This is a genomic window from Rhizobium sp. SU303 (genome assembly GCF_021052345.1).
In the GTDB taxonomy this organism is placed as follows: domain Bacteria; phylum Pseudomonadota; class Alphaproteobacteria; order Rhizobiales; family Rhizobiaceae; genus Rhizobium; species Rhizobium laguerreae.
Window position 1 is genome coordinate 3,414,763 of the sequence record NZ_CP088095.1, and the last position, 25,840, is coordinate 3,440,602.

The following is a 25,840-nucleotide window of genomic DNA, read 5'->3' on the forward strand; positions in this document are numbered from 1 at the left end:
CCGCCTCCTTGTTCAGGCCTCATATCTATAAAGCGCAGCACGATTGAACGGATCAATCTTCAAGGTCGCGACCTCTCTGAGGGCATCGCCTCTCCAATCCAGAGCCGTCTCGCACGTTGCATCGACGAGCATCGTCGTTCTGGTCGTTGTGTCGTACGGCTTCCAGTCCGGCATGCGAGCGTTGTTTGGGTTTCCTGTCCTTGCAAAGTTTACGAAGGCCGACATGAGGTTCATCGAGGTCTCCATCGCGTCGTCGCCCGGACCGATCATCTCCCCGGCCTCATTGACGGTGCCGAAGGCGAACGGGATGTCGACTGCATGCGGCGATCCGAGCACGCCGTTCTGCCACGGGATCGTCCAGTTGAAATTATACATGTAGACCGGGGCCTGCCCTGTTGCGCCTGACTTAGTTTCCGCCGCACCGGTCAGCGGAAGACGGAATTGAACGTCGGAGGCGACCGCCACCAGGATGTCCGACGGCGTCATATCGGGAGACGCCTTCCGGTAAGCCGCCATAATGGCGTCGACCTTAGCGTCATCGATCTTGAACGTAGTCCGCAACCGCACCCGCATCTGCTCCTCCGTTAGCGTGAAGTTGCGCATGTCGCTCTGGAAGAACAGGCTGGCTTCGGTCTTGGTGCTGCCCAACAGCATTGGAACCTTGGCATGCATCGCCAGGCCTTCCGGGGCCATTGGACGGGCCACAATATGCTTGCCGTCGATGACTGGCCGGGCGCCTTCGAACGAGGCTGCTACGGCGCGGATACGGGCGTCGAGCACGGTTTGCATCGGGATCTGCTGGGCGGCGGCGAGGTTCTTCGGATCGACCCCCAGTTCCTTGATGAACGCGTTTACATAGGGTTCCATCGCCGTAGCCGGATCGACGTTCAGGCCGGCGGCGCCGCTCATGCTGATCGCCCGATGAAACAGACCTTGTGCCTTCGGCATCGCCAACAGGGTCATGATCTTCGATCCACCACCGGACTGGCCGAAAACGGTCACGCTGCCGGGATCGCCGCCGAATTGCGTGATGTTGTCCCGCGCCCATTCCAGAGCGGCGACGATGTCGAGGTTGCCGGCATTGGCCGCATCGCCAAAGTGCTCAGGGTCGAGGTGGGACAGGTTGGTGAAACCGAAGGCGTTTAGACGATGATTGATCGTCACCACCACGACGTCGCCGTATCGGGCAAGATTACTTCCGTCGAGACCGGCGCCGCCTCCCCCACCGTTGATGTATCCGCCTCCTTGGATGTAAAACATCACGGGCCGCTTGGCGTTGGTGTCAAGATCCGGCGCGAACACATTGAGGACGCAGCAGTCCTCCCCGAGCGGTGGCGGAGCGGTTCGACGCCGGCGTTCGCCTCGGCGAGCAAGTCGAGAAGGACATGATCGCGATGAGGATCGGCCCGGACCTGCGAATGGCGGTAGTCGGGTCGCCTTCATATTTCGACAAGCACGGGCGACCTGAGATTCCGGAAGATCTCACACGGCACAACTGCACCAACATCCGGATGCCGACATTCAAGAGGATCAATGCCTGGGAGTTCGAAAAGGGCGGCAAGACCGTCAACGTCCGGGTCGACGGGCAGGCCGTGTTCAATAGCGGCTCGCTACGGATGAACGCGGCGCTCGCCGGCGTCGGACTTTCCTACATGCTCGAAGACTATGCCAAGCCCTACATCGACGACGGACGCCTGGTGCGAGTGTTGGAGGACTGGTGCGAGCCTTTCGCGGGATACCACCTGTACTACCCTAGCCGGCGGCAGCACTCTCCGGCGTTCGTGCTTCTTCTGAACGCTTTGCGGTATCGAGAGTAGGAGGGCGGGCCGCCTTTTTATTGCCGTGTCTTCGTAGGAAGAGCGCGACGCGACTTCATTCGCAGACGCAAGCGGCCGGCATCGCCGTCGGCCGAAACGTGACGAAAACAGCGCCGGCCCTCGAGTGCCGCTGCGCCTGGATGGCTCGCATCCGCTTGTTAGCAATTTATTGACCATAAGCTGGCTTTATTGAGCCTGATGGATGCGGAGATTCCCGCCCCGTCGTCGAGTGTTTGGTGTTGGACGGGATTGTTCGTGTTGAAGTACCCAGTGCAAGGATTATCGAGCGGAGGCTTGTGCGGAATTGCCAAGCTCCTGTCGCGTGCAAAACGCTTCGCAGCGCAGACCATTCTCCCGGCTCTGTTTGCGCTGCCGGCATTTGTCGGTTCTGCATCATTTGCCTCGGCGGAAGATCGGGCCTTGAAGCTGTTCTTTACCCATACGGGCGAGAGGGCCACGATCACCTACAAGCGGGACGGAAAGTTCGATCCAAAGGGCCTCGCCCAGATCAATCGGTTTCTGCGCGACTGGCGGAGGAACGAGCCGACCCGGATGGATCCCCGGCTGCTCGACCTGGTCTGGGAGGTGTACAAGCGCAGCGGCGGCAAGGACTACATCCATATCGTCTCCGCCTATCGTTCCCCGAGCACCAACAACATGCTCCGCAACCGTTCGCGCAGCACGGGCGTCGCCAAGAAGAGCCAGCACATGCTGGGCAAGGCGATGGATTTCTACGTTCCCGGCGTGAAGCTTTCGACGCTGCGTGCGCTGGCGATGCAGATGCAGGTCGGCGGCGTCGGATATTATCCGACCTCGGGATCGCCCTTCGTGCACCTCGACGTCGGTAATGTCAGGGCCTGGCCCCGCATGTCCCGGCAAGAGCTCGCCCGAATATTCCCGAATGGGCAGACGATACATCTTCCGGCCGACGGCCGGCCTCTGCCTGGATATAATCAGGCGGTTGCGAACCACAAGAAGCGCGGCGGCCCCACCTCGATCCAGATCGCCAGCACCGCTGGAGAAGACGAAGATGTGAGCGCGTCGAACAGGTCGAGGGGCGATACCGCAGACAATAAACTCGTGACGGCGCTTCTGCCCACGCCGAAAAGCCGAGCATTGAATGCGCTGGCGCTGCAGACCGGCGCCGCCCAGCGGGATGACAAACGGTCCGCTCCGGATCTTTCCTCTCTCTCGATTCCGATACCGGCGATGCGGCCGCCTGCCCTGGAGCACGACGCAGACGTGGATGACAAACTAGAGACTGCGTCGATCGGCCCAATTGATGTCCTTCCGGATAAACCGGCGTCTGCATTGCCGGCCTACGCCCGCTTTGAACCCCGCCTTGTTGCACACCAGGCCTCCAAGCAGGGCACGAACATGATCGCCTCCCTGCCCATGACCGCTTCCTGGGAAGAAGCAAATTTCCTCGGATCGACGTCCGAAGCGGCGCTGATGAAATGGGCGCTGCATACTCCTGGCGAGATAATTGAATTGAGCGCGCCTCGCATTTCCCCGCGCACGGTTCATCGTGAGGTCAATATCGCGACGTCAGGTGAGGATATCATTCCGGTCGCCGCCCAGTTCGATGCCAACCGGCTTGCGTCGTCCCCAGAGGGCTGACCTCATCGTCAAGGCTTGATGCGCAGCACGAAGCCGGTCAAAAGCGCCAGAACGGCCATGGTGGAACCGGGCTGGCGGTCCCGAGAAACCAGGCGTCGCCGCCCAGTGCCAGAAGCCTGTGCGGTCACCAGCAACAGCCGAGCGGCACCACGAAGGCGTGACATTCCATGTATCTGCGTATGGCCGACTAGATTTTTTAGGATCTCCTAAACAATTGGCACACCTTATGGGCGATGCGCGCGCATCGGCCCGAAAATCGGAATCTATGCTCGGGAAAAATGAGGTAGATCCAATGTGTTAAAGCGTTGTCCAGGCGTTTGAAAAGACGACGACGATCGCTTCCGCGCGCGGGAAATTCAGACCAAAGTCCGATCCAACCCCGGACTTCGTGCCCATACCAAACGTTCAATCGCTGTAATAACAATAATATATCTTGAAGTAATGAGGCGCATTGATGTGAGAAGCGTATTAATTTCTGGCAGAGCCGGCTTCATTGGATCGCCTGTGACCGACTTCTACTTAGGAAACGATGTCCGGAAACTGGTTGTTGTTGACAATGTTTACACTGGACCTTTCGAAAATATAGCACACATCAAGGATCCCCGTTGCCGCCGAGCGACATGCTTGTCGATGAGCAACCTCAGCTCTGGATCCGGAACGCGTCGGAGAGGTTCTCGAAACCATGCGGATTCCTTCGATCGTACCCGCAGATGGGCGGACTTCTCATGGCACGGATAGTCGAGATAGGGCAGGTCGTGATGATCGCGCAACGCTCATCTGTAGTATCCGGTCCGGCGCGGTCGCTCGTTATCGAGCGCGGCATCGGCAGCGACAATCACCTTAAAGTAGTTACATTTAACGATTAACATTAATGAGTGAGTATTTCTTAGAACTCCTCTAAATAATTGCCATGCATTACAGGCGATGCTAATAAACAGGCACATTTCTCAAGTCACGAGGCGCAATGCAATGAAAAGCGTATTGATTTCTGGCGGGGCTGGCTTCATCGGATCCCACTTGTGTGATCGACTTTTGCTGAGGACGGACATTCAGAAGCTGGTCGTTGTTGACAACCTCTGGACCGGGCTTTTCGAAAATATCGCGCACATCAGAGACCCCCGTTTCCATTTCGTGAAAGCCGACGTCGAGACGCTGCAGACGTCGGATAAATTCGACGAAATCTATCACCTTGCATCCCCCGCATCGCCGCCGTGGTACATGAAGGAGCCGAAGAGGACGATTTCCGCCAATCTTCTCGGAGCGTTCCGGCTTCTCGATCTGCTGAAGAAGGGCGGACGTTTCGGTTTCACATCTTCTTCCGAAGTCTATGGCGATCCTCTGGTGTCGCCGCAGCCGGAATCCTATAAGGGCCAGGTCGACTGCACCGGACCTCGCTCATCCTACGACGAGAGCAAACGATGCACGGAGTCGCTGCTGTTCGAGATGCAGCGTACCCAGGGGCTCGACGTCAAGATCGTTCGCCCCTTCAACATCTATGGCCCGCGGACACGGTCCGACGATGGCCGCGCAGTCTCCAACTTCATCACCCAGGCGCTTTCGGGCCGGCCGATTACCGTGTTCGGCGACGGCCTTCAGTCTCGCAGCTGGGGCTATGTCGATGACGTTGTCGATGGTTTCGCGCGATATTTCTGGATGAATGAAACCGACTATAAGGGGCCTCTGAACGTCGGCAACGATCGCGAGATTTCGGTTCTCGAAGTCGCGCAATATGTCTCCAGACTTGTCGGCGGCGTGCCGATCGTCTTCGAACCGTCACCGCCGCAGGATCCCACGAACAGACGGCCGGACTTGACCAATGCGCACTATGTCATGCCCGAGTGGTCGTGCAAAATCACCTACGAACAGGGCGTGGCGATGACTCTCGACTGGTTCAGGGACCAAATGAGGCACGCCGCGGAATAAACCATGTCGGCTTTCGAGACTCGCGTCTTGGATGCGCGCGGCGTATGTTCACGGTGCGATTGAGAGAGTATGATGCGAGAACCAATTCCGTCCGATCTGAAGGATATGAGTTTTCCCGTACCGATTCACTATCTCGATCTCGCCTCCTCTCGTCTCGATGCCGTTTCGCCCCCGATCACCGATGGGCTCGTGGTTTTTCTGTCGGATGGTCTTCCCGTCGGACAGACCTATATAGAAATGCCCGAGACAGCTACCGCCCTCGCCGAGCGTATCGTGCGGCCCGAGACCCTCGAGCATGCGCGTCATGTCGCGCAAACGCCGGTGCGCAACCGAGACGTCAGCATTCTGATTTGCACCAAGGACCGGCCGGAGGAGCTACGTCGGTGCCTGGCCTCGATCCCCAAACAGTCGCTCGGCCCCGTCGAGATCATCGTGGTGGATAATGCCTCCGCCGGTGATGCGACACGTCGTGTGGTGGAGGAATCGGGCGCAACCTATGTCCGCGAAGACCGGGTCGGGCTGGATTATGCGCGCAACGCGGCGGTTCGTGCGGCGAGAACCGAATTCGTCGCGTTTACGGACGATGACGTCGTCCTCCACGAGCGCTGGCTGGAAAACCTGATGAAGGGGTTCGACCTGCCGGAGATCGCCTGCGTAACCGGGTTGGTTCTTCCCGGAGAACTTGCAACGCCCGCACAATTTATCTTCGAAAAGCATTGGGGTTTTGGCAGGGGCTATCTGCGGCAGGATTTCAATCAGGACTTCTATCGTCGGGATACACGTTACGGCGCTCCGGTCTGGACGATCGGGGCCGGCGCAAGTCAGGCCTTCCGTCGCAAGGTCTTCGAGGAGATCGGCCTGTTCGATGTCCGCCTGGATATGGGCGCTGCCGGATGCTCGGGCGATTCCGAATACTGGAACCGGCTCCTCCATCATGGCCATGTCTGCCGCTACGAGCCGACGGCGGTAGCCTGGCACTTTCATCGCAAGGATATGAAGGGGCTCGCCAAACAGATTTACCAATATATGAGTGGCCATGTCGCAGCACTGCTGGTCCAGTATCAGAACACAGGAAATAACGCCAATCTGCGGCGCATCCTGCTCTCGTTTCCGAAATATTACGCGGGAAGGCTCCGAAGACGGCTTCGCAAAGGCACGACATCGCACGACTTCTTCCTGAAGCAGGAGATGCTCGGAAGCGTAAACGGCGCGCTATACGTTCTGCGGCGATGGAAGAGGCCCGCATGGTAATCGCCGCGACGCCTGACATTTCATTCCTCATCCCCGCCTATAATGCAGACGACACGCTTGCCGAATGTCTTGCCAGCCTGCAGCAGCAGACGCGATCGAACTGGCAGGCGGTCGTGGTCGATGACGGTTCGACCGACCGCACCTGGGAGGTGCTTGAGGGCATAGCAAGAACGGATAGCCGTATTCTCCCCGCCCGTCAGCCGAATGCCGGCGCCGCCGCGGCGCGAAACCACGCTGCACGCCTTGCGGTCGCTCCCCTGCTCTGCATGCTGGATGCCGACGACTGGCTGGATCCGACCTTCATCGAAAACATGCAGCCGGTGGCAGAGGATGCATCTCCACCCGTTCTCGCCTATTGCGATTATCGTCGCGTTGCTCCGGGCGGCCGGCTGCTGCGGGTAGAACAGGCTCCCATCCTGACGGGAGATGCCGCCAAGCGCGAATTCTCCTCCTTCTGCGCCCTTGCCATCCATACGGTCGTCTTTCCCAAAAGCCTTTTCGAGCATTTGGAAGGCATGGATGAAACCTTGCAGACCGGCGAGGAATGGGATCTCTGGCTCCGCATGGCCTTTGCAGGCGCCGAATTTTGCCATGTGGACGAATGCCTCGCATTCTATCGCATGAAGGCCGGTTCGCTGTCCGGCGATCCGGTCAAACTGGTGCGCGACGCCGTTCGCGTGACGACGAAAGCGCAGGCGCTGCAGATGCAGCAGGGCTTGTCGGCAGGGGGGCCGGAGACAGGTTGGATCACGCCCCCCGTCAGCCAACTGCGCATGCTCGCCTGGGTCGTCGCCGCCAAGCTCGATCCGACTTTGGATATTGCAGCCCTTGCAGCGCTTCTGCCTGACATGCCGGACGCCGCGGGCTACGAAAACCTTTTTGCCGGCGTAATCCTCCATGGCCTGCAGACAGGGCTCTTTATCGATCGGGCAGACGGTCTCATCGATGTTCTCGATAAATGGCGACCGACGTTCCTTTCGCTCATCCAGCTAATTCAGGATCATTCCATGCCTGGCGCTGGGCGCAAGATCATTGACGCCGTTTCTTGGCACATATCCGCCGCAAACCCTTTGCGGTCATTCACGCTTGGCAATGTCCAGGTGGTCAGTGTCGCGCTCGAAACGCTTTCGCGAATCCCCAAGGCCGAACCAGCCGACACGCTCGTCATGCACGCCATGTCCGGTGGACAACATGTCGGCTCCTTTGTCGGGCCATTCTGGGGCGATCTTTCGATCCGGGCGCAGATCAGGCTGATCATGCATGAGATGCAGGCAGACGAGCATCTGCAAACGCCCCACGCACTCGCCTATGCCAGCTCCTGGACAATGGAGGCATTGCGCGGCTACAGGACCTTCGGCGGACTGATCATCAAAAGCGGCCGGCGGCGAGGGCGTCTCGAAAGGTTTTTGGTGCGTGTCGGACGCAATGCCCTCCTTGCCACAGCGCCCGGCGACAAACAGGACAATGACGCCCGGATTTCCGAAATCCTGCGGGATTTCGAACATCGACTGGCACCGCCGTTTCGAAATTCTCCCGGGCCAAGGTCGGAGAAAAGAAAAGAGACTGCTTCCACTCAATCGGAAGAGGAATACTGGGAGCATATGTTCGAACGCCCGGATCCATGGAATTACATCTCGGTCTACGAGCAAGTCAAATATGCGCAGACGTTGAGCCTGATCCCGGAAGGGATCGAAAAGGCCCTCGAACTCGCCTGCGCCGAAGGAATCTTTACCGAGAAGCTGGCGCCAAGGGTCGGTCGGCTGACGGCCACCGATATTTCCCAGCGCGCGATCGACAGGGCGATCAAGCGGTGCCGCGACCATGGTAACGTCGAGCTTCGTGTTCTCGATTTCGTCAAAAGCGATGTTCCGCCCGAGCAGGATCTCGTTATCTGTTCCGAAGTCCTCTACTATATGAAGGATGAGGAGATGCTTGCGGCCGTCTGCCGGAAGATGGCCGCAGCAGTGAAGCCGGACGGCTACCTGATCACTGCCCACGCGCATATCCGCCAGGACGAACCCGGCCGAACCGGTTTCGATTGGGGCCATCCTTTCGGTGTCGAGACGATAAAACGGGTTTTTGCCGCGCAGGCCGGCCTCGCCCTGGAAGAGACGATCGACACCGAGCTTTACGCCATCCACCGATTCAGGAAAGGTGCCGTGGCCAATCCCGCCCTGTGGATCGAAGCGCACGGAGCCCCATTGGATACGGATGTGGCAAAGCACATTATCTGCGGACCGGCGGGCATCGCGCGCGAGGCGGCATGGAAGACGGAGGTGACCACCTCGGTTCCCATTCTGATGTATCACAGGATCGCAGAAGACGGCCCCGCTGCACTCCGGCGCTTCCGCACGCCGCCGGAGATTTTCCGCAAGCAGATGCAGTTCCTGAGGCGACAGGGCTATTACAGCGTGACCGCGCAGAACCTGGCAAATCTTCTGCGCAGCGGCAAGCCGATCCAGGGCCGGCCTGTGATGCTGAGTTTCGACGACGCCTATCTGGATTTCCAGACGAACGCCTACCCGATCCTTGCCGAGAATGATTTCAGCGCCGACGTGTTCGTCGTGACCGATAAGGTCGGCGGTCGGTCAGATTGGGATTCCGCCCATGGAGAACCTGCACCGCTGATGTCGTGGTCGCAAATTCAGGAATTGCACCAAAAGGGCATCAGCTTCGGCTCCCACCTCGCATCCCACACACCAGCCAGTGCGATTGATAACGAAGCCCTGCTGGCCGAAGCCATATTATCGCGCGACGCGCTGCAGAGCCGGCTGGGCGCCCCGGTGGAATCGATCGCACTTCCTTATGGCGGGACAGACTTCAGGGTCCCGGGCATTCTGGCGCTTGCCGGCTATAGCGTCGGCTTCACGACCCGGCCGGCAAAGGCTACCTTCTCCGATAATTTCTTCGCTCTGCCGCGCTTCGAAGTGCGCGGGGATCGCCCGCTTGAAGCCTTCCCTGAACTCATCGGCCTGCCCGGAGCCTTTATCGGATGACAAAGCCATGATTGCCGCAGCATCCCCCTTGGTCACCATCGTCATACCGGCTTACAATGCCGAGAAGACGCTTGTCGAAACATTGCGAAGCGTCTCTGCCCAGTCTTACGACAAGCTCGAAATCCTGGTGGTCGACGACGGGTCGCGGGACGGCACCTTCGATCTTGCGCGCGACTACAGCCTGACCGATCGCCGTGTCCGTGTTCTCCGCCAGGACAATGGTGGGGTTGCGCGGGCGCGCAACCACGGCATCAAAGAGGCGCGCGGCTTCTATATAGCCCCTGTCGATGCCGATGACGTGTGGCATCCCAGCAAGATCGAGCTCCAGCTTGAGGCGGTGCTGAAATTTCCCCACGGAAACGGAGTTGCCTACAATTGGTATGCGGCGATTGACGAAAACGGCATCATTTTCGGCCATTCGCGCCCGGTCCTGCATCAAGGAAACATCTTCGAACCGCTGTTGCGGGAAAATTTCATCGGCAATGGCAGCACGCCCTTGATGCCGCGGGCGGAGATTCTTCGCTGCGGCGGCTATGACGCCGGCCTGCGCGACAACGGCGCCGAGGGGTGTGAGGATCTGAAACTTTATCTGGCGCTCGCCGAAACGCTGCCCTTCGCGCTGGTACCCGATTTTCTGACCGGCTATCGTTTCACCAAGGGCAACATGTCCAGCAATGCCTATCGGATGCTGAAGTCCCACGCCTTGGTGATGGCGCCGATCATCGCCCGCTATCCACATTTTGAGCGTGATATCCGGACCGCCGAATTCAACACCGCCTCCTGGTATTTCAAAAAGGCGTTTCTCGACGACGATTATGCGCAGCTCAAAAAGCTGGCGCCGATGATGGTGAGCAAATACCCCTCACGCCTTGTCATCCATGGCATGCAGCAGGGATGGCGGCAGGTAAAACGCCACGGCATACGCATAGCGAGGCGCGCCCTGGGCAAGCCTCCGGCCCGACCCAAAACCCGCTTCGCCGCGGTCATCCCGCAAGCCGGAACAGCTTTCCGCGATCGATACGCCGGCATGCCGGCCAGGGAAGCGCCCAGCCCCATCGCTGCGCGGGTGGCCGACAATGAATAGGTTTCGAAAACCTGCATCCGCCAAGCCGGCCACCGCCTACAACCTGATCGTGGCAGCTCGGTTCCGCGAGCTTCGGCAACTCGTGCCGGCGCTGCGGTTCAAGATGACGGTGATGATCGTCCTCGGAATTCTCACCGGCCTTTCGGAAATGATCGGGATAACCCTTCTGGTCAGCCTGGTCTTTCTTCTAGGGCAGCAAGGCCCGGTTTCCGGCTCCGCCATTGCATGGCTCCCGGCGTTTTTCGGCAACATCGACCTCAGCCTTTCCAAGCCTGTCCTGATCGGCATTCTCATCGGCTCCATCCTCCTGCGGATTTTTCTGGGATGCGCCAACTCGCTCATCTCGAGCGCGATCAATCATCGGATTAGCGACAGGATGCGGGATCGCCTCTACGCTAAGGTCCTGGCCATTCCTTTCCAGCGATTTCAGGACTATGAGCGTAGCGACCTGATCAACGTCATCGCCACGGAATCCTATGCGGTCTCCTCGGCGCATGCCAGCCTGGTGCGGTTGGGGGTCAATTTCGGCACGATCGTGATCTTCGGCGTCGGCATGGTGGTGATGGCCTGGCCGATCGCTTTGCTCGGGCTCATCTTCGGCGTCCTCCATAATTTCGCATTAGGCTTCTTTGCCGGCGCCTACCGGCGCGTGGGAGCCTCGGCGGTGGCGGCAGTGGAGGCATTGACGCAACTGAGCTGGACAACGCTCCAAACTGCCAAGGCCGTCAAAAGCTTCGGCCTCGAGAAGCGCCACCAGCAGCTCTTCGCGGCGCTTTCCAGGGAGGTCGGCCAGACTTGGCGCCGGTCGGACTGGATGGGCGCGACGACCTCGCTTGTGAGTGAAATCCTGACGTTCGGTGTCATCCTGACGATCATTCTATCCTCGGAATTCCTGCCGGTGGATTTCAAGGCGGCGCTCTCGGCCACGATCCTTCTCTACAGGCTGCAGCCGCATATCAAAGGATTCGATTCCCAGATTCTGAGTCTTTACGAGATGGAAGCGTCCCTGCAAAACGTCCTGGCGCTGCTTGCGGAGAAGGATGACATCAAACTGACCTCGCAAGGAGAGCCGGTCACCCGCCTGGCGGAGGCGATTGTCTTCCACAACGTCTCGTTCGCCTATGAGCGGTCGAACGCCCCGGCTGTTGACGATCTCAGCTTCTCCATCAGGGCAGGCGAAACGACGGCTCTGACGGGGCCGAGCGGCTCCGGCAAAACCACAATCCTCAACATGATTCTCGATCTCAACCCGCCGAGCCAAGGCGTGATCACCATTGACGGAAGGGACCTCGCAACCATTGACCGTTCCAGTTGGCTGGAGCTGCTCTCCGTGTCGGGTCAGGACGTTGAACTGATGGAGGGCACAGTCCTCGACAACATCCGGTTTCGTCGCGATATATCGGAGCAGGATATCCGCTGGGCGGCCGATGTGGCCTGCGCAACGGAGTTCATCAACGATCTGCCGTATGGCTTCGATGAATGGCTGGGCGACGAGGCGATCCGGCTTTCGGGCGGACAAAGGCAACGCATAGGCCTGGCGCGCGCGCTCGCCGGCCGGCCTCAGATCCTGCTGTTGGACGAAGCGACGAGCGCGCTCGACGAAGAAACCGAGATGCGGGTGTTTTCGGCGATGAAAGAAGACGCCGGCAGAACGCTCATCGTCGTTAGCCATCGGCCCGCTGTGGCCAGGCTGATGAAGAATCGGATCGATCTCCGCCCCCCCGCTCCCACGTCGAAGCTCGGGTGACGGAGATGGATATGTCAACGATGTCCGGGATTTGGGTGGCCGTCGTGATCCCCGCCTATAACGCCAGAGACTACCTTGCCCAGACGCTCCAGTCCGTCATCGACCAGACCCACAAGGCGCTGGAGATCGTCATCGTCGACGACGGCTCGACGGACGACACAGCCTCGATCTGTCGCCATTTTGCCGCAAGTGATCCAAGGATCCGGATTGTCTCGACTGAAAACCGTGGCGTCGCCGCGGCCCGCAACGCTGGGATTGAAGCATCGAAATCCGACTATATCGCCTTCCTCGATGCCGACGATCTGTGGCATCCGACCTATATCGAAAGAATGCTTTCGGCTCTCCATCCCCTGCCGAACACCTGGGGCGCGGTCTATGCTCTTCACCGTCTCATCGATCCCGAGGGATATTGCATGAGATCCGGTTCGTCACTGAACGCCAGGGACACCATTTTCACCCGTCATCTCGTATTCCGCTTCGTCGGCAATGGCAGCGGCTTCATGGTTCGCCGCGCAGTCATTGAGAAGATCGGTGGCTACGATCCAAGTTATGCCAGGCAGGGTATCGGAGGATGCGAGGATTTCGACTTCGAACTTCGTACAGCTGAGCATTTCAAGATCGAGACGGTGCCGTTGGGTCTAGTGGGATATCGTGTTCATTCAGCAGCCATGTCTTCCGACAGGTCGCAAATGGCGCTATCGCTTCTGGCTGTGACGGAGCAATGTATCGCCCGCAATCCACAGCTTCCAACTTTTGTCGTCAATTGCGCCCGCGCCTCGGCGAATCTTTATGCATTTTCAAAATTTGCCGCATTGAAAGATTGGCGCCGCGCCGCGACCTCGCTCAAGCACATTTATCATCATAGCCCAATGCTTGCTTCCGGCATCCTGTTCAAATTGATCCTTTCAAAAGCCGACAGAGCCGCACGCAGGACATTGTCCAAAGCCTGGCCAGCCAAGGAACAAAAGGGAAAGAATTTCAGGAAATTCGAAGAGATAGACCCACTTGTCCCATTGGTTGGCGGTTGGACACGCTTCAGGACGAAGGCATTGTTAAGGCACTTGTCGGAGATCGATCGATCCGGCGAATGCTCTGCGGCGGCCTCGTCGCAGGAGGCTTGATGCTTGCCGACTACACATCTGTTGGTGGCGCCAGCGCCGGCGGCAGTTTTTCGCCCGGCTGCTCAAAAATCTAAAGGTTTAACAACCCATCACTTCAATCGGCGTGGCGACTACCTCACTACCTTCTATTACGAATTTGATAATTAATCAGAATAGTAAGAGCAAATAAGAGAACAAGATATAAAAAAAGCAATTACCCCAATAATGATCTGTGACAATACAGAGTTTTACTGTAATCATCCTTATGCACGTGCAAACATTCTTAGCAGAGGACCCGTCACCCACCCCGGCGGGTCCTCGACTTTGCTTTTTTGGCTGATTGCAACAAATGCGACAGCCGTTATCGCCGCATCGGCATAAATAGATTTCACCGCGGATGGCGATACTATCGCTGTTGAGTTCGGTTCGATCAGAAAATCCCCCGTCATCGGCAATTGAAGAGCAAAATTCGGGTTCTATTCCGTCAATATTTCGACTATCGCCTCAATTCACCTCGGTGATGCTTCCGGATCCGCAATGAAATTGCGGAGACAGAAAGATCATCATCACTTCGAGACTACCATCCGATAGAATTTCATAAGCATCACTGCCGCAATTAAGAACAACAAATCAAATGATTACCATCATGTATAAACTTAATCGTCTTACAATTGATTTTTAAATACAACCATTGTCTGAAATTAATGATTTTACCTTTTGATAAATTTTATCCTGATGAACTCAGTTATCGATTTCATATATTGTGCATACATTTTCAAGGAGCATCAGCATTACCTTCGACTTGGGAACAGAAGATCTACCGAAAGCTACTTCTCCCGCCGGGCTCTCAACGACCCCGGCAAATGCCTGCATCATCGGTGATGATTGGTCACCGCGGATGGTCCAACAATCCTGGGACGGTCGCGAGAAGAAAAGTTGCCGATGCAAAACACGACCGCTGGATTGAAGTGTAATATATTGATAAATAAAGGGTATCTCTTATCTACCTGCGACCTGCACCGAACAGGTCGGCCAACAGCATTCGGTCTGTCTTTTCAAAAGTCGGCATATGAGCCTGGACTCGCAATTGAAATACCGGCACAAAACTCAACGACCTAAGACATTCCTGTCCTCTTTGACGAGCCTCCCGATACGACACAAGCGATTGCTCGCGGCGCAGTTGACATGTCCTGATTCAACACGCGTGCGGCCTGTAAGATGGCTGACCTGTGTCGAAATGGTCGCACCTCCCAAACGAATTAACCCTTCATAAAGCATTTGCTTGCTCAACTTATAATTTGTGTCATGGTCACTGTAAGTAGTGAGGGAGCCGACCTGATGAGTGATATAGCATCGCAGATTCCGGAATTTGGTTACGATGAGCGCGTGATGATCTGCCGGAAGCAGATCGAGAAGGCGGTCTATCAGTTCATTGCAAATACGAAGGTCGAGGGATGCGATCCGGCGGAAGTCGCAATGGCCATCGCAGACATTGCCGACGATTACATTCTGTTGCTGGCCCAGAAGCGCAACCTGACCCATTGAGATGAAGGGTCGGTCGTTGATCGGCTGGTCGTGCAGAAGACATTGAGTGCGAAATCGCGCCGCCTCCCTGCCCGGAGGCAACGTCAGCGAAGCCGCTTACCCCTCGCTTGAAACCCATCCGTGAGGCGGATTTTGAACAGCTTCTGAATAAAGCGCCAACGGCCGGAAACGAGCCGGACTTCCCTAACCTACAATTGACCCGAAACGCCGAAGCATGGGCACATACCAAGCGTGCGCGTTTCAGCGCGTTATCTCACCGCGATTGAAACAAACGGCTCCGTTCGATTGACGACTGCTCGGCTGCGCGCAACCACACACATAACCCCGAAAATCGAAGCTGATTTTCGGGGTTATCGCGGGTTTGAAGTGATGGAGCGTTCTCGGCGCGCCCTATCGGACGTGCCGTACTAATCGTACTAATGACTTCTTACGCTCACTTGCGGAACCGGGGAGCTCAATTCGGCCAATTCCCTGGTCAAGCCCTCCCCGACTTCCTGCTTCACTGCCTCGAGCGCAAGGTCGAGGCAATTCGTCGCGAACGGCAGTTTGACATCCTGAGCGACCTGTCGCGCATAGGCGATCATCCGCGCCAACGCGACGAGCTCTTCCAGACCGTCTTCCGCCCCTTGGTCTGCATCTATCTTGACAACCGATGTCACGCCCATGCCCCAGTTCTCCAATGAATTGAGGAAATGATACGCGTGTGGAAGTGATCCAGCCCGTGAAAAAAGCGTGACACAACCCTCGGTGACTATTACCGGCTTCGGTTCACAATGCAGGGCGCGTGGGGAAAGAGGTGTCGTGCAGTTTCCAGGGCAGATCGGCAGTTGAGCGAATGTCGCGGACGTCCTGCACGGCTTTCAATAATCCCAAGGCATCGATGCGTTTTTGATCGACGGCGTTCGACAGAAGTGCCGCCAGCAGGCCCGCACGATCCGGCTCAGCCAGCCCTGCGCATTGCTCGACGACCGCTCGCCACGTTCGCTTCTTGAAGAATATCGCGCTTGCGGCATCTTCGAGCTGTTGGCGCAACCGACTTTCCAGCAGTCCGCGGTCCTCCATCGCATCGAGCGTTGCGCTGACATTGACGAGCGGTACCGTCAGCGGCTTGCTGCCCAGCGCGCTCGGCGCGTGCGTGAGCGCGACGGCGGCATCGTCGACCAGCCGGTCGGTGCGATAGTCTTCGAAAATGCGGCCGATTCCGATCATGCCGAACGGATGACATTCGGCAGCGCGCAACGCGCCCATGCTTGCCGCCCCGAGAACCGCGACACCCAGCGACAGAGCATGGAGAATTTCCTTGTGCCAGACCGGTGCGGCATATTCGAAGCCGCCGTCGATCAGGCCGATGACATTGGCACCCTGCTCCACCGCGGCCAGGACATCGCCTTGCGTGGCAGGCGGCAAGACGCGTATCCCCTCGCCGGCAAGCGACGCCGCATCGGGAAGACTGGGACCTGCGAAAATGATCTTCAAAATCCTATCGCCCTTGCAAGCGCCCTCGTTCCAAACCGCCGGGCGCGCTCCCCCTCCGGATTTTCGAGATCGGGGATGACAATCTTGACGACACTGAACGGAAGCGTGTCGTCGCTGAGACGCACGGCGATCACCGAAGCAATCCGCCTGTTTCTCAGCGCGTCGAGCACATGCTGCAGCAACTGCGGCAGATCCTGTTGGTGATACCCTGCCGCCTCGTCACGGCCGATGGCAGCGGCGGGCGGTGCGGCAACCGCATCGAAGGCCTGCCGCATCAGCGGCGGCAGCCATCTTGAGAACGTTGCGGGAGAAATATCGTCCCTGGCTCCGCTGATATAGGTCATCCGGGACTGCACGGCTTCCGTCACCGCCCGAATGGCCGCGCGCACGGGAGACGGATGAGCGCCGGTGCCGCCGGTCACCTCGACGAGGCGAATGTCCTTATTGCCGTGAAAATCCCGGGAGCCCAGGAGGGAATCCCCAGGACCCAGCATGGCGGTGAAACAGGGGATCCCGATGTCGCTGGTGATATCGAAGAGCCTGAGCGCCAATCCCGAGGTTTCGATCTTGTCGATCAACCCGTCCAGGGCGCCGTCCTCAAAGCCGCGGGGATCGGTGCAGCCGGCATAACGATCCGCTTCCGCGCCCACCTGCCACAACACATGGGCGTCACGCTCGATACGCTCCAGGACGCCGTGCAAGATCGCCTCCTCGACATTGTTTCCCGAGGCCAGGCCATCCGACGACATCCAGTATCGCGCGTCACGCGTGCGGTCGAGCACCACCGCTTCAAAGGGGATATAGACCTCCTCGCCGGTGAGGATATTGACGCCGGCAACCCATTCCGTCTCCTCGTCCGGTCCGAGATCGGGTTTGTGGCTAGCGGTCAGGCAATTCAGCACGTCGGTCTTGTGCCCCATTGCCTGCAGACGGGAAGAGGTGCCGTGGACGAGATCGACGGAGGGTTCGCCGGCGACCGCCCGTTCGAGGGCTTCCATGACAGTGGATACTTTGGCATCGAGATCGGTCAGGCCCTTTCCCTGGGCAATCACGATCGAGCGGGAATTCGGGGCGTATGCGCACCAGACGGGGATTCCGATATCGTCCAGTCCGGTATGTCGCGCAACCCTGGTGATGCCGAACCCGGCCAAAAGAGGTTCGACGCGGGAAAGGGTTTCCCGCGGCGACATGACCCTGTCGGAATATATGGACCGGTGTGTCAGAATACCGGCTCAGCCGTCGACGTGACCGGAAAGGGCAACCTGCGCCGAGGAAACCGCGACGGCGAGGTCGACGCTCTTCACGAACGTGCCGCCGGCCTTGCGCAGGCCGTTTGCAGTCGCCAATTCCCCCGTCGGATTGAGAGGCTTGACCGTACCCGCGTCGAGATCGGCAAGCCAGAGACCCGCCTCACCCGGTATACCTATAATGACAGCTTTCGCCATGTAATGCCCCTCAGCTATTGTTAAAAACCAGCCCTCAACAGGCCCTCACGATAAAGCTTTTTTTGCCAATCTTCCTTGAAGGGAACGATGGCGAGCCACTTCTCGACGTCGAAGACCGGGTTGATACTTTCGGCCCGTTGCCGATGGAAGAGCGCCCGTTTTCGATCGCCGATCATTGCGCAACTGGCCGCGGCGATGCGATGGGCCGGCGCTTTGTCTTTCATCGCCTCAACATAGGCGATGGCCTCCTCGTACTGTTCAAGGAAGAAGCTCGCTCCCGCAGCACACCAGAGATAGGCATCAGGCGCGATCGGATTGAGCGAAATCGCTCTTCTGATCTTGGCGAGCGCGTCGCCGGGGCGGGATGCATGCACGAGCGTGTCGGCATGGCTGTAGATGACATCGGCAAAATGCGGGCTGAGTTGTTCGGCCAGATCAAGTGCGGCGACACTGGCATCGACATCGCCGAGATAGAGTTTGGTGACACCAAGCTCGCGATGGCCCGCCGCCGATGCCGGATCCCGCTCGATGGCCCGAAGCGCGTTCTGCTCCGCCAGATGCAGCAGCTCATTGTTTCCCTGCGCCGTCACGAGCCACTCGCTGGTGAAGGTCCTCGCCAGCCCGGTAAATGACGGAGAGAAATCCGCCTTATGCGACAGCGACTGCTTGAAAGCTTTTCGGGCCCGGCGGATATGCGGCAATGTCAATTTGCTCATCAGGCTCGAGCCGACCAGATAGGCGTGATAGGCCTCAGGATTGGCTTCGAAGCGTAAGCGCTCTTCCTCGTTTTCAGCCAGCTCGCGGGCGACAGACATGGTCAACTGCTGCGCGATCAGCCGTCTCTGACGCGGCAATATATCGGGCGTCATCGTAAAGCGATTAGCCCAGATGATCTCGTCCGTGGGAAAATAAACCAGCTGGGCGAACAATCCCTCTTCGGAAAGCCGTGTATCCAGAAGATAGGCGATCGAGTGACGGGCGACCACGGCAGCCTTCTCGGAGTCGCGGCGGATCTGGCCGGCCGTATGGGGCGCTACGATGGAAATGTTTCTGAGCGCGCAGAGTTCGATCGTGACGTCTTCGATCAGGGCGTTGGCAAGCGCAAGCCCGGCATCGGCATGTTTCGATGTCGGGGGAAGCAGCACCAGCCGAGGTAGGATCAGCGGCGCCTGCGATACGCGTTCGATGTCGGCGGTCGTCTCACCGCCGGCCTCGGAACGCTTCACCTGCACCCTGGCATGGCCGTCGCCCTTCGGCAATCTCTCGCTGAGGGACGAACCGCCGGATAGCCGGTGCAGCAAGGCTCTGACCTGCTCGTCATTCGGATCCCGTTCGAGGATCTGCAGGGCGGCGCCGGAAATGGAGCGCGCAGCGCCGGGCTTTTGTGCATCCGGCAACGCATCCAGCAATGCCTGCCGCAATTGCAGCGCCTGGGCGTCCCGTTGTGCCCTGATCCAGGCGTCTATCAGCTTTGTCGCTGGTTTGATATTTCCGATGAACCCACGCTGGGTCAGTTCGGCGATCGCGTTCAGCCGCTCCAGCGGCGAACCGCCGGCGCGAAAAATATCCAGATCGCTGGAAACCGCCTGCGTGTTGAGACGAACCGTGGTGGCGGTGAAATCGAAGGGAATTTCGGCGCGTCCGCCGTCTGTCTCGCGGATGCGGGAAAGCAGTTTGCGCAGATTGAGCCTCGCCAGCTCGGATTCGACGTCATTCCATAGAAACTGAGCCAATTCATAACGGCTGAGTTCATGGCTCGCGCCGGCATAGAGATGGGCCATCATCAACAGGCCCTTGATCGGATAGCGAACCGGGTCGCCATTCGTTTCGGTCAACCGCAGATCGCCGAATGTCTGCAGGTAGAGCACGATCCGTCCTTAGCTGTTCACAACCGAATCCTGCAGTTCACTGTCGCTGTCAGGCAATCCCGCGACCGCCAGGCTTTTGGCCAACGCCACCAGCTTTTGCCTGATATTCGGATCCTCGATGGCGATGAATGCCTTGTTGAGCGCCAGCCCCTCCTTCGAGGACAAAAAGCTGTTCAATTCATTCGTCGCGCCGTCGATCGGCCCGGAGCCGCCGTTCTCGAAGAAAAAGCCGACGGGCACGCGAAGAATCTCGGATATGCGCTGAAGACGGCTGGCGCCTATTCTATTCGTTCCCTTTTCGTATTTCTGGATCTGCTGGAAGGTAATGCCCAGAAGTTCGGCCAAGCCGCTCTGGGTCATCCCGAGCGTCTTTCGCCGAACGCGCACGCGGTTGCCAACATAGACGTCAATCGAATTCGGCGATTTAGCCTTCATGTGAATAAGTCTCCCGCGTTTATCAGCACGCCCAGCTGTATAATGGAGAGTTTAAGCAAGAATGCAACTAAAAGTAAATATTTCGTAAGGATTTTTTTCAGCAGTGCACAGAGTAAAAACAACCTGTGGATTATTGCAGCTGGCGCAATTTGGCCCGGATGCCAATGATGTTGAAGCGCCTCCGCCGAGCCCGCAGCGCCCTTCGTCATGACGAGGCACAAAGGTGCCCAATTGCCGACACGAAGCCAAAGATATTTAACGGATCAATGTATACTGCTGGATTTAGACAGCCCGATCGAAACCCCTTCTCGCGCGCCGGAGAAGACAAGCTTGCCCGATAATTCGTCGTCCGCATATGCAAAACAGCCGGTGGGGAAACCGCGGGTTCCCGTGGTCTTCTGGTTGCTGCTGACGATTTCCCTCTCGCTGGTCATGGGAACGGTCCTGCTTTCCAACAACATGAAGCACTTAAAGACGGTTAGCCACTATTTTGGCTTCGATCTCTTTCCCCAGGAGGTCAGACCGCCTCCCCCAAAGCCCTTCCCCGCCCCACACCACCGGCCACCTTCATGCTTCCATTGCATGTCATCGAACCGCCGGTGGTACGGACCGCCTCGACTTTCCTGCGAACATGGCGGATATCCGGCGCCGCAATGTGTGCGGCGCTGCGCAATGCCGGCATCGAAACCAGCGATTGGGCGGCGGCGAGTTTCAACGCCGATACATTTGAATGCTTTTTCGAGCAGAGCGGCAAGCGGGAGAAGGATCAGCTCCCGAGCTCCATCTTCGTCATCGTTCGCGGCGACGCCGCCGGCACGATCAACAATATGCGCGTGAAAATCATCAATCCCGAGACCGATGAAAATGGCCAGCTCGATCCCGCCATTCTGCGAATTTTCGAAATCATGCTGCGGCAACCGCAATGGCTCGATTTTCACGAGACCCTGAACGCGATCAAGAATCTGAAGGACATCAAGGAAGACGGCTTCGGAGCCAGTATCGGCTTCACCCGCGAGGTGCTCAATCCCGGGAATTACAACTTCACGCTCTCGCTGGATGCAACTTCAGGACCCCAGAAAAGTACACGAAATTATTTTTCCGGCAGAAGATGGCTGCCGTTGCCGGACCCCGCAGTCGAGATCGACAGCGCGCAACCGGAATCAGTCTCCGAGACTCCCCATACCGAAGCGCCGGCTGAAAGTCAGGAACATCGGCATTAGGTCCTCGGCTTCATCCCATGCACGGACTGATCACGCCATGTGACGCGCATCGTCGTGATGTCTGGCCATTATCTTGTAGAGCTCTTTCAAACTGTCCGCACTCGGCCGTTCGGTGCTGTCCCCACCCGCCAGACGCCAGACACGCTCGACATTGAGGTCCTGCGTGACTTGCGCAAGCTCTTCGTTCAGCGAGCGAATGACGATTTCCGATCGGCGCAACCGCCACGACATTCTGACCAGCGCTGCGAACGGGAGGGAAATGATGCCGATGATGCCGAGAATAAGGACCGCGAACTGCCAGTCATCGAGAGCAGAGAGACCGTTTCGAATGGTCGCCATAAAAAAAACGGCATTTTGAAATGCCATATGAAAATAGCTCATCAGATAGCTGGACCAATCTTCCATCGCGCGCGCCCTCCCCGAGCGGTTTATATCTTGGGTTATTCTGAAAAGTCTAGCAGACACCAATAATATCCCCTGCCGGGAAAGTATATTTGAGGTTGTATTACTCTGCTGAATTGAACGCGAATCTCGTGATGGATCGGTGCCGACGGGCCCGGCCTTTCAAATTCCACCACGGACATGAAAAAAGCTAACAGTGAGAGATAGAATGAATAGAAGACGTTTCCTCGCCTCGGTTCCGCTCGCTTTGTTGTATGTCCGTACGGGCCAGGCCCTGGCACAGGTGCCTGCCGCTGCAGGCCTGCGCGTCCTTGCCGACAGGAGGTCGTTCCGATTCGGATCGGCAATCGATTTGCAAAACATCAAAGATCCAATCGCTGCCGAGATCTACATCGACAACGTCAATTCAATAACGCCGCGAAACGAACTGAAGTGGAGTGCGACGGAAAAGAGACCGGGTGTTTTCAGCTTCGGCAGCGCCGACCGTATGGTTGCATTTGCGCGCAAAAACAACATGAGGGTTTATGGCCATACGCTGATCTGGTATCGCGTCCCGGGCTGGGTGTCTGATATCACCGACGCAAAGACCATTCAGGCGACGATGAACCGTCATATAAAACAGATTGTCACTCGCTATAAGAACTCGATCGATGCTTGGGATGTGGTAAACGAACCGTTGGAGTATGATGCACCGGATCTGCGGGATTGTGTTTTCCGACGCCTTCTTGGCGACGATTATATCCGTATGAGTTTCGACATGGCGCACCAGGCCAATCCCGGCGCGACGCTGGTGCTCAACGAAACGCATCTGGAGAAAAAATCCGACGTGTTCGAACAGAAGCGCGCGCGCATCCTGAAAATCGTCGAGGATCTCGTCGCCAAAAAAACGCCGATCAATGCAGTGGGCCTGCAGGCGCATTTCCGCCCCGGCCTCGACCGGATCGATCCGGAAGGAATGGGGCGCTTCTGCGCGGCGCTGAAGGACATGGGTGTCGGCGTTTTCATCACCGAATTGGATGCGTCCTGTCACTTCCTGAACCGCGACAAAGCCTTCACGCCGGCATCCTACGCCGATATTTTCAGCGAGGTGATCACTGTCGCCGCCGAACATGGTGACTTGAAAGGCGTGACGGTATGGGGCATGTCGGAAAAATACGGCGAGCCCGATGAGAAAGCGACCGATCCCGCTGCGGCTTGCACGAAGCGCGTTAATCTTTACGACGAAAACAATGCGCCGAGAAGTGCGGTTGATGGGATCCGGCGGGCAATAGAGGCGATGTGATGCGCAAGACAACGGAGACGCAAACAGATTCATGAAAAAAGCCGTTATTTATGTGGAAAAATTTTTGCCTGCCAGCCAGGCATTTGTTCTCAACCAGGCGGTAGCGTTTCGTTCTTTCGAAGCTGAAATTCTTGCTGGCTCGCGAATTTCTTCGGCCCATACAAAAAAATCCACTGTTCCGGTTCATGACATCCGTCGGTCGCCCGTTGCACGGGCCGGTGAACTGCTTCTGAAAATCCCGCAGATCGGTCTCCCCTTCCTCTTTCCCGCGATCGGAAAAGCCGATCTCGTTCATGCCCATTTTGGCAAGAACGGGTATGTCATCGGCCCATTGGCGCGCGCCGCCGGCAAGCCGCTGGTCACGACGTTCCACGGCTTCGATGCCACCTATCGCGGTGATCCGAAAAAGCCGGGCGGCTTCAATCAGGTGCGTTTCTTCGCCAAGGGCCGGAGCGAGATGGCCGGCTGGAACAGCTGGAACATCGCCGTTTCCGATTTCATCCGCGACCGGCTGCTGGCGCTCGGCTTTCGTGCCGAACGCGTCTATCGCCATCATATCGGCATCGATCTCGATCTCTTCAAAATGGAGCCTCGTCCGCGAAAAAAAGGGCTCGTGGTTTCAATTGCCCGCTTCGTCGACTACAAGGGCCATCGTTTCATGATCGATGCGCTTTCACGGGTGGCCGCCGCCGGCACCCCGGTCGAATTCGTCATGGTTGGCCAGGGCCCGTTGAAGGAGGAAATCGAAGCACTGGCGCGTCGTTCCTTGCCAAGCGTCACGATCCATGAAAACCTGTCGCAGACTGAGATTAGAGACCTGCTCGCCAGTGCGGAGCTTTATCTTCATGGAAGCGTGACCCTCGAGAATGGTCACGCCGAAGCTTTCGGCCTCGCCAATCTAGAGGCGGAAGCCGTCGGTACTCCGGTCGTCGCATTTCGCTCGGGAGGCGTGGGCGAAGCGATCGAAGAGGGGAAAACTGGTTATCTCGTGGAGGAGCGGGATGTCGCGGGAATGGCGGAGGCGGTCGGAAGGCTGCTCAACGACCAGGCTCTGTGGACAGCCTTTAGCGCGCGGGCACCGCTTCTGGTGGCCGAGCGTTTCGACTTACGTCGCCAAACGGGGATGCTCGAGGACTATTACAGTTCCGTGCTAGACGAATTTTCCAGCCGGGGTCGGACTTGATGGTGCAGACAGGAAAAAAGCCGAAGTGGGGACTGAATGTATTTCGGCCGCTGCGGAACAGCATTGTGACGGCCAAATGGCTCTACTATACGAAATTCTGGGGAATGGACATCGATCCGACGGCAAGCTTTTCCTTGAGCGTTCGTTTCGACAAGACCAACCCGAAGGGATTGCATATCGGCGCGGAAACTTACGTCGCCTTTGAGGCTGCGATTCTCACCCACGATCTCACACGCGGGCTCTACCTCCACACGAGGATCGGCAAGCGCTGCTTCATCGGCGCCCGCAGCATCATTCTGCCCGGCGTCGAGATCGGCGACGAATGTGTCATCGGCTCGGGCTCGGTGGTGACCAAGAACGTGCCGCCGCGCTCGCTCGTGGCGGGAAATCCGGCAAAGATAATCCGCAGCGACATCAAGATCATTTCGCGTTACGGACGCATGGCACGCGAAGACGAGACGGTCTCGCAGATCGTGACGCACTTGCCGACTGGAGAAGCACGATGAAGATGTTTGCCTACCGGGGGAAACACGAGAATTTTGGCGACGAACTGAACCATTGGCTCTGGGAGCGTCTGCTGCCCGGCTTCTTCGATGAGGACGAAAGCCAGCTCTTTCTCGGCATCGGCTCGATCCTCTACGACAATTTCGACCCGAACATGCAGAAGATCGTCTTCGGCTCGGGTTACGGCGGCTACACCAACCCGCCGAAAGTCGACGGCAACTGGACGTTCTATTTCGTGCGCGGAAAGAAGACCGCCGAGGTCCTCGGCATCGATCCGAGCTACGCCATCGGCGATTCGGGCATCCTCACGCGCAGCTGCTGGGATGCGAAAAGCATCGAAAAGCGTTACCCGGTCTCCTTCATGCCGCACTACGAAAGCGCCATGTACGGCAGTTGGGATAAGGTTTGCGAACTCGCAGGCATTCACTATATCGATCCGCGCTGGCCGGTGGAAAAGGTTCTGACTGAAATCAGCGCATCGCATAAAGTGGTCTCCGAGGCGATGCATGGCTGCATTATCTCAGACGCGCTGCGCGTTCCCTGGCGGGCGATTCGACCGATCGCGCCGGGGAACCGAGCCAAGTGGTACGATTGGGCAAGTGCACTTGATCTGGAGATCGACTTCGACCCGATTGGCCCGTCAAACGTCGTCGAAGCAGGCGCATCACTGGTACGGAACAACACCTATCTTTTGAAGAACATAACGTTCCGCCACCGCCGCATCCGGCAGCTCACCGGCAATTATGTCTTCGGGTCGACGGTCAAGACGCTGCAGCGGGTAGCAGAGAAGCCGGGACAACTGAGTTCCGACGAGTCCATGGTAAATGCGCACAACAGAATGCTGCTGGAACTGGATCGGCTGAAGCAGGATTTTTCCAAGAAAACGGCAAGCGTCCTGTGACCAGGCAAACCCGATTCGTGACGAGGCGATAAGGCATGATC

The 25,840-nt window shown here is 57.8% G+C and carries 22 protein-coding genes and 3 pseudogenes; 15 read left to right on the top strand and 10 right to left on the bottom strand.

Translation table 11 applies throughout. The features are described from left to right. Window positions 1-12: 12 nt before the first annotated feature. A complete protein-coding gene (locus tag RlegSU303_RS17085; protein WP_231283231.1) occupies window positions 13-1,443 on the bottom strand; it encodes a carboxylesterase/lipase family protein in 1,431 nt (476 codons plus the stop codon). On the opposite strand from RlegSU303_RS17085, the pseudogene RlegSU303_RS17090 reads away from it, so the two are divergent. After that, window positions 1,332-1,817, top strand: a pseudogene (locus RlegSU303_RS17090) (LysR substrate-binding domain-containing protein); the annotation flags it as partial. The gene RlegSU303_RS17085 and the pseudogene RlegSU303_RS17090 sit on opposite strands and share 112 nt — an antisense overlap. Before the next feature lie 198 nt (window positions 1,818-2,015). Further along, window positions 2,016-3,437 (top strand): DUF882 domain-containing protein, encoded by a 1,422-nt coding sequence (locus RlegSU303_RS17095; protein WP_131719314.1) that lies wholly within the window; start codon window positions 2,016-2,018, stop codon window positions 3,435-3,437. 8 nt (window positions 3,438-3,445) lie between these two features. Here the strand turns inward: RlegSU303_RS17095 and RlegSU303_RS17100 are convergent, their stop codons facing one another. Beyond that, window positions 3,446-3,601, bottom strand: coding sequence for a hypothetical protein (locus RlegSU303_RS17100; RefSeq protein ID WP_165505280.1), 156 nt, complete (start codon window positions 3,599-3,601; stop codon window positions 3,446-3,448). A gap of 292 nt (window positions 3,602-3,893) precedes the next feature. Here RlegSU303_RS17100 and RlegSU303_RS34390 point away from each other — a divergent pair. From RlegSU303_RS34390 to RlegSU303_RS17135, 8 genes and pseudogenes are all read left to right on the top strand, one after another. Further along, window positions 3,894-4,043, top strand: a pseudogene (locus RlegSU303_RS34390) (NAD-dependent epimerase/dehydratase family protein); the annotation flags it as partial. Between the two features lie 363 nt (window positions 4,044-4,406). After that, window positions 4,407-5,360, top strand: coding sequence for an NAD-dependent epimerase/dehydratase family protein (locus RlegSU303_RS17105; RefSeq protein ID WP_131719262.1), 954 nt, complete (start codon window positions 4,407-4,409; stop codon window positions 5,358-5,360). Between the two features lie 69 nt (window positions 5,361-5,429). Then, complete coding sequence (locus RlegSU303_RS17110) at window positions 5,430-6,611, top strand: glycosyltransferase family 2 protein (RefSeq protein WP_131719261.1); 1,182 nt, start codon at window positions 5,430-5,432, stop codon at window positions 6,609-6,611. Further along, window positions 6,605-9,607 carry a trifunctional glycosyltransferase/class I SAM-dependent methyltransferase/polysaccharide deacetylase gene (locus RlegSU303_RS17115; RefSeq protein ID WP_131719260.1) on the top strand — a complete coding sequence of 1,001 codons (3,003 nt, stop codon included), beginning with the start codon at window positions 6,605-6,607 and terminating at the stop codon, window positions 9,605-9,607. Before RlegSU303_RS17110 ends, RlegSU303_RS17115 begins: the two co-directional genes overlap by 7 nt. Before the next feature lie 7 nt (window positions 9,608-9,614). Continuing rightward, window positions 9,615-10,691 (top strand): glycosyltransferase family 2 protein, encoded by a 1,077-nt coding sequence (locus RlegSU303_RS17120; protein WP_131719259.1) that lies wholly within the window; start codon window positions 9,615-9,617, stop codon window positions 10,689-10,691. Then, window positions 10,684-12,438, top strand: coding sequence for an ABC transporter ATP-binding protein (locus RlegSU303_RS17125; protein WP_131719258.1), 1,755 nt, complete (start codon window positions 10,684-10,686; stop codon window positions 12,436-12,438). The genes RlegSU303_RS17120 and RlegSU303_RS17125 overlap by 8 nt, the downstream gene beginning before the upstream one ends. Next, window positions 12,435-13,559, top strand: coding sequence for a glycosyltransferase family 2 protein (locus RlegSU303_RS17130; protein WP_017961645.1), 1,125 nt, complete (start codon window positions 12,435-12,437; stop codon window positions 13,557-13,559). Before RlegSU303_RS17125 ends, RlegSU303_RS17130 begins: the two co-directional genes overlap by 4 nt. Before the next feature lie 1,317 nt (window positions 13,560-14,876). Then, entirely contained in the window at window positions 14,877-15,083 is a 207-nt protein-coding gene (locus RlegSU303_RS17135; protein WP_003542083.1) for a hypothetical protein, read from the top strand. Window positions 15,084-15,499: 416 nt separating this feature from the next. Here the strand turns inward: RlegSU303_RS17135 and RlegSU303_RS17140 are convergent, their stop codons facing one another. From RlegSU303_RS17140 to RlegSU303_RS17170, 7 genes are all read right to left on the bottom strand, one after another. Beyond that, window positions 15,500-15,748: a hypothetical protein gene (locus RlegSU303_RS17140; RefSeq protein ID WP_003542090.1), complete on the bottom strand. Its 249-nt coding sequence runs from the start codon at window positions 15,746-15,748 to the stop codon at window positions 15,500-15,502. A gap of 103 nt (window positions 15,749-15,851) precedes the next feature. After that, complete coding sequence (locus tag RlegSU303_RS17145; protein ID WP_094088812.1) at window positions 15,852-16,559, bottom strand: TfuA-like protein; 708 nt, start codon at window positions 16,557-16,559, stop codon at window positions 15,852-15,854. Continuing rightward, entirely contained in the window at window positions 16,556-17,749 is a 1,194-nt protein-coding gene (locus RlegSU303_RS17150; protein ID WP_131719257.1) for a YcaO-like family protein, read from the bottom strand. Before RlegSU303_RS17150 ends, RlegSU303_RS17145 begins: the two co-directional genes overlap by 4 nt. Before the next feature lie 42 nt (window positions 17,750-17,791). After that, complete coding sequence (locus RlegSU303_RS17155) at window positions 17,792-18,004, bottom strand: hypothetical protein (RefSeq protein WP_077979023.1); 213 nt, start codon at window positions 18,002-18,004, stop codon at window positions 17,792-17,794. Window positions 18,005-18,024: 20 nt separating this feature from the next. Then, the gene (locus RlegSU303_RS17160) at window positions 18,025-19,872 is read right to left on the bottom strand and encodes a peptide antibiotic resistance protein (RefSeq protein WP_131719256.1); all 1,848 of its coding nucleotides are present in this window, start codon (window positions 19,870-19,872) and stop codon (window positions 18,025-18,027) included. Window positions 19,873-19,881: 9 nt separating this feature from the next. Continuing rightward, window positions 19,882-20,307 carry a helix-turn-helix domain-containing protein gene (locus RlegSU303_RS17165; RefSeq protein WP_072637488.1) on the bottom strand — a complete coding sequence of 142 codons (426 nt, stop codon included), beginning with the start codon at window positions 20,305-20,307 and terminating at the stop codon, window positions 19,882-19,884. A gap of 263 nt (window positions 20,308-20,570) precedes the next feature. Continuing rightward, complete coding sequence (locus RlegSU303_RS17170; RefSeq protein WP_231283855.1) at window positions 20,571-20,741, bottom strand: hypothetical protein; 171 nt, start codon at window positions 20,739-20,741, stop codon at window positions 20,571-20,573. On the opposite strand from RlegSU303_RS17170, the pseudogene RlegSU303_RS17175 reads away from it, so the two are divergent. After that, window positions 20,698-21,527: pseudogene (locus tag RlegSU303_RS17175) on the top strand (DUF6030 family protein). The gene RlegSU303_RS17170 and the pseudogene RlegSU303_RS17175 overlap by 44 nt on opposite strands. A gap of 30 nt (window positions 21,528-21,557) precedes the next feature. Here RlegSU303_RS17175 and RlegSU303_RS17180 read toward each other — a convergent pair. Then, entirely contained in the window at window positions 21,558-21,932 is a 375-nt protein-coding gene (locus tag RlegSU303_RS17180) for a hypothetical protein (protein ID WP_043294569.1), read from the bottom strand. 205 nt (window positions 21,933-22,137) lie between these two features. Between RlegSU303_RS17180 and RlegSU303_RS17185 the strand changes: the two genes are divergently transcribed. From RlegSU303_RS17185 to pssM, 4 genes are read left to right on the top strand one after another with little or no spacing between them, the layout of a single operon-like run. Next, on the top strand, window positions 22,138-23,211 hold the full coding sequence (locus tag RlegSU303_RS17185; RefSeq protein ID WP_026158819.1) for an endo-1,4-beta-xylanase: 1,074 nt from the start codon (window positions 22,138-22,140) through the stop codon (window positions 23,209-23,211). Between the two features lie 31 nt (window positions 23,212-23,242). Next, window positions 23,243-24,394 (top strand): glycosyltransferase, encoded by a 1,152-nt coding sequence (locus RlegSU303_RS17190; protein ID WP_131719151.1) that lies wholly within the window; start codon window positions 23,243-23,245, stop codon window positions 24,392-24,394. Then, entirely contained in the window at window positions 24,394-24,900 is a 507-nt protein-coding gene (locus RlegSU303_RS17195; RefSeq protein WP_003542119.1) for an acyltransferase, read from the top strand. The genes RlegSU303_RS17190 and RlegSU303_RS17195 overlap by 1 nt, the downstream gene beginning before the upstream one ends. Continuing rightward, complete coding sequence (gene pssM, locus RlegSU303_RS17200) at window positions 24,897-25,799, top strand: exopolysaccharide glucosyl ketal-pyruvate-transferase (protein ID WP_011653111.1); 903 nt, start codon at window positions 24,897-24,899, stop codon at window positions 25,797-25,799. The genes RlegSU303_RS17195 and pssM overlap by 4 nt, the downstream gene beginning before the upstream one ends. Window positions 25,800-25,840: the final 41 nt, after the last annotated feature.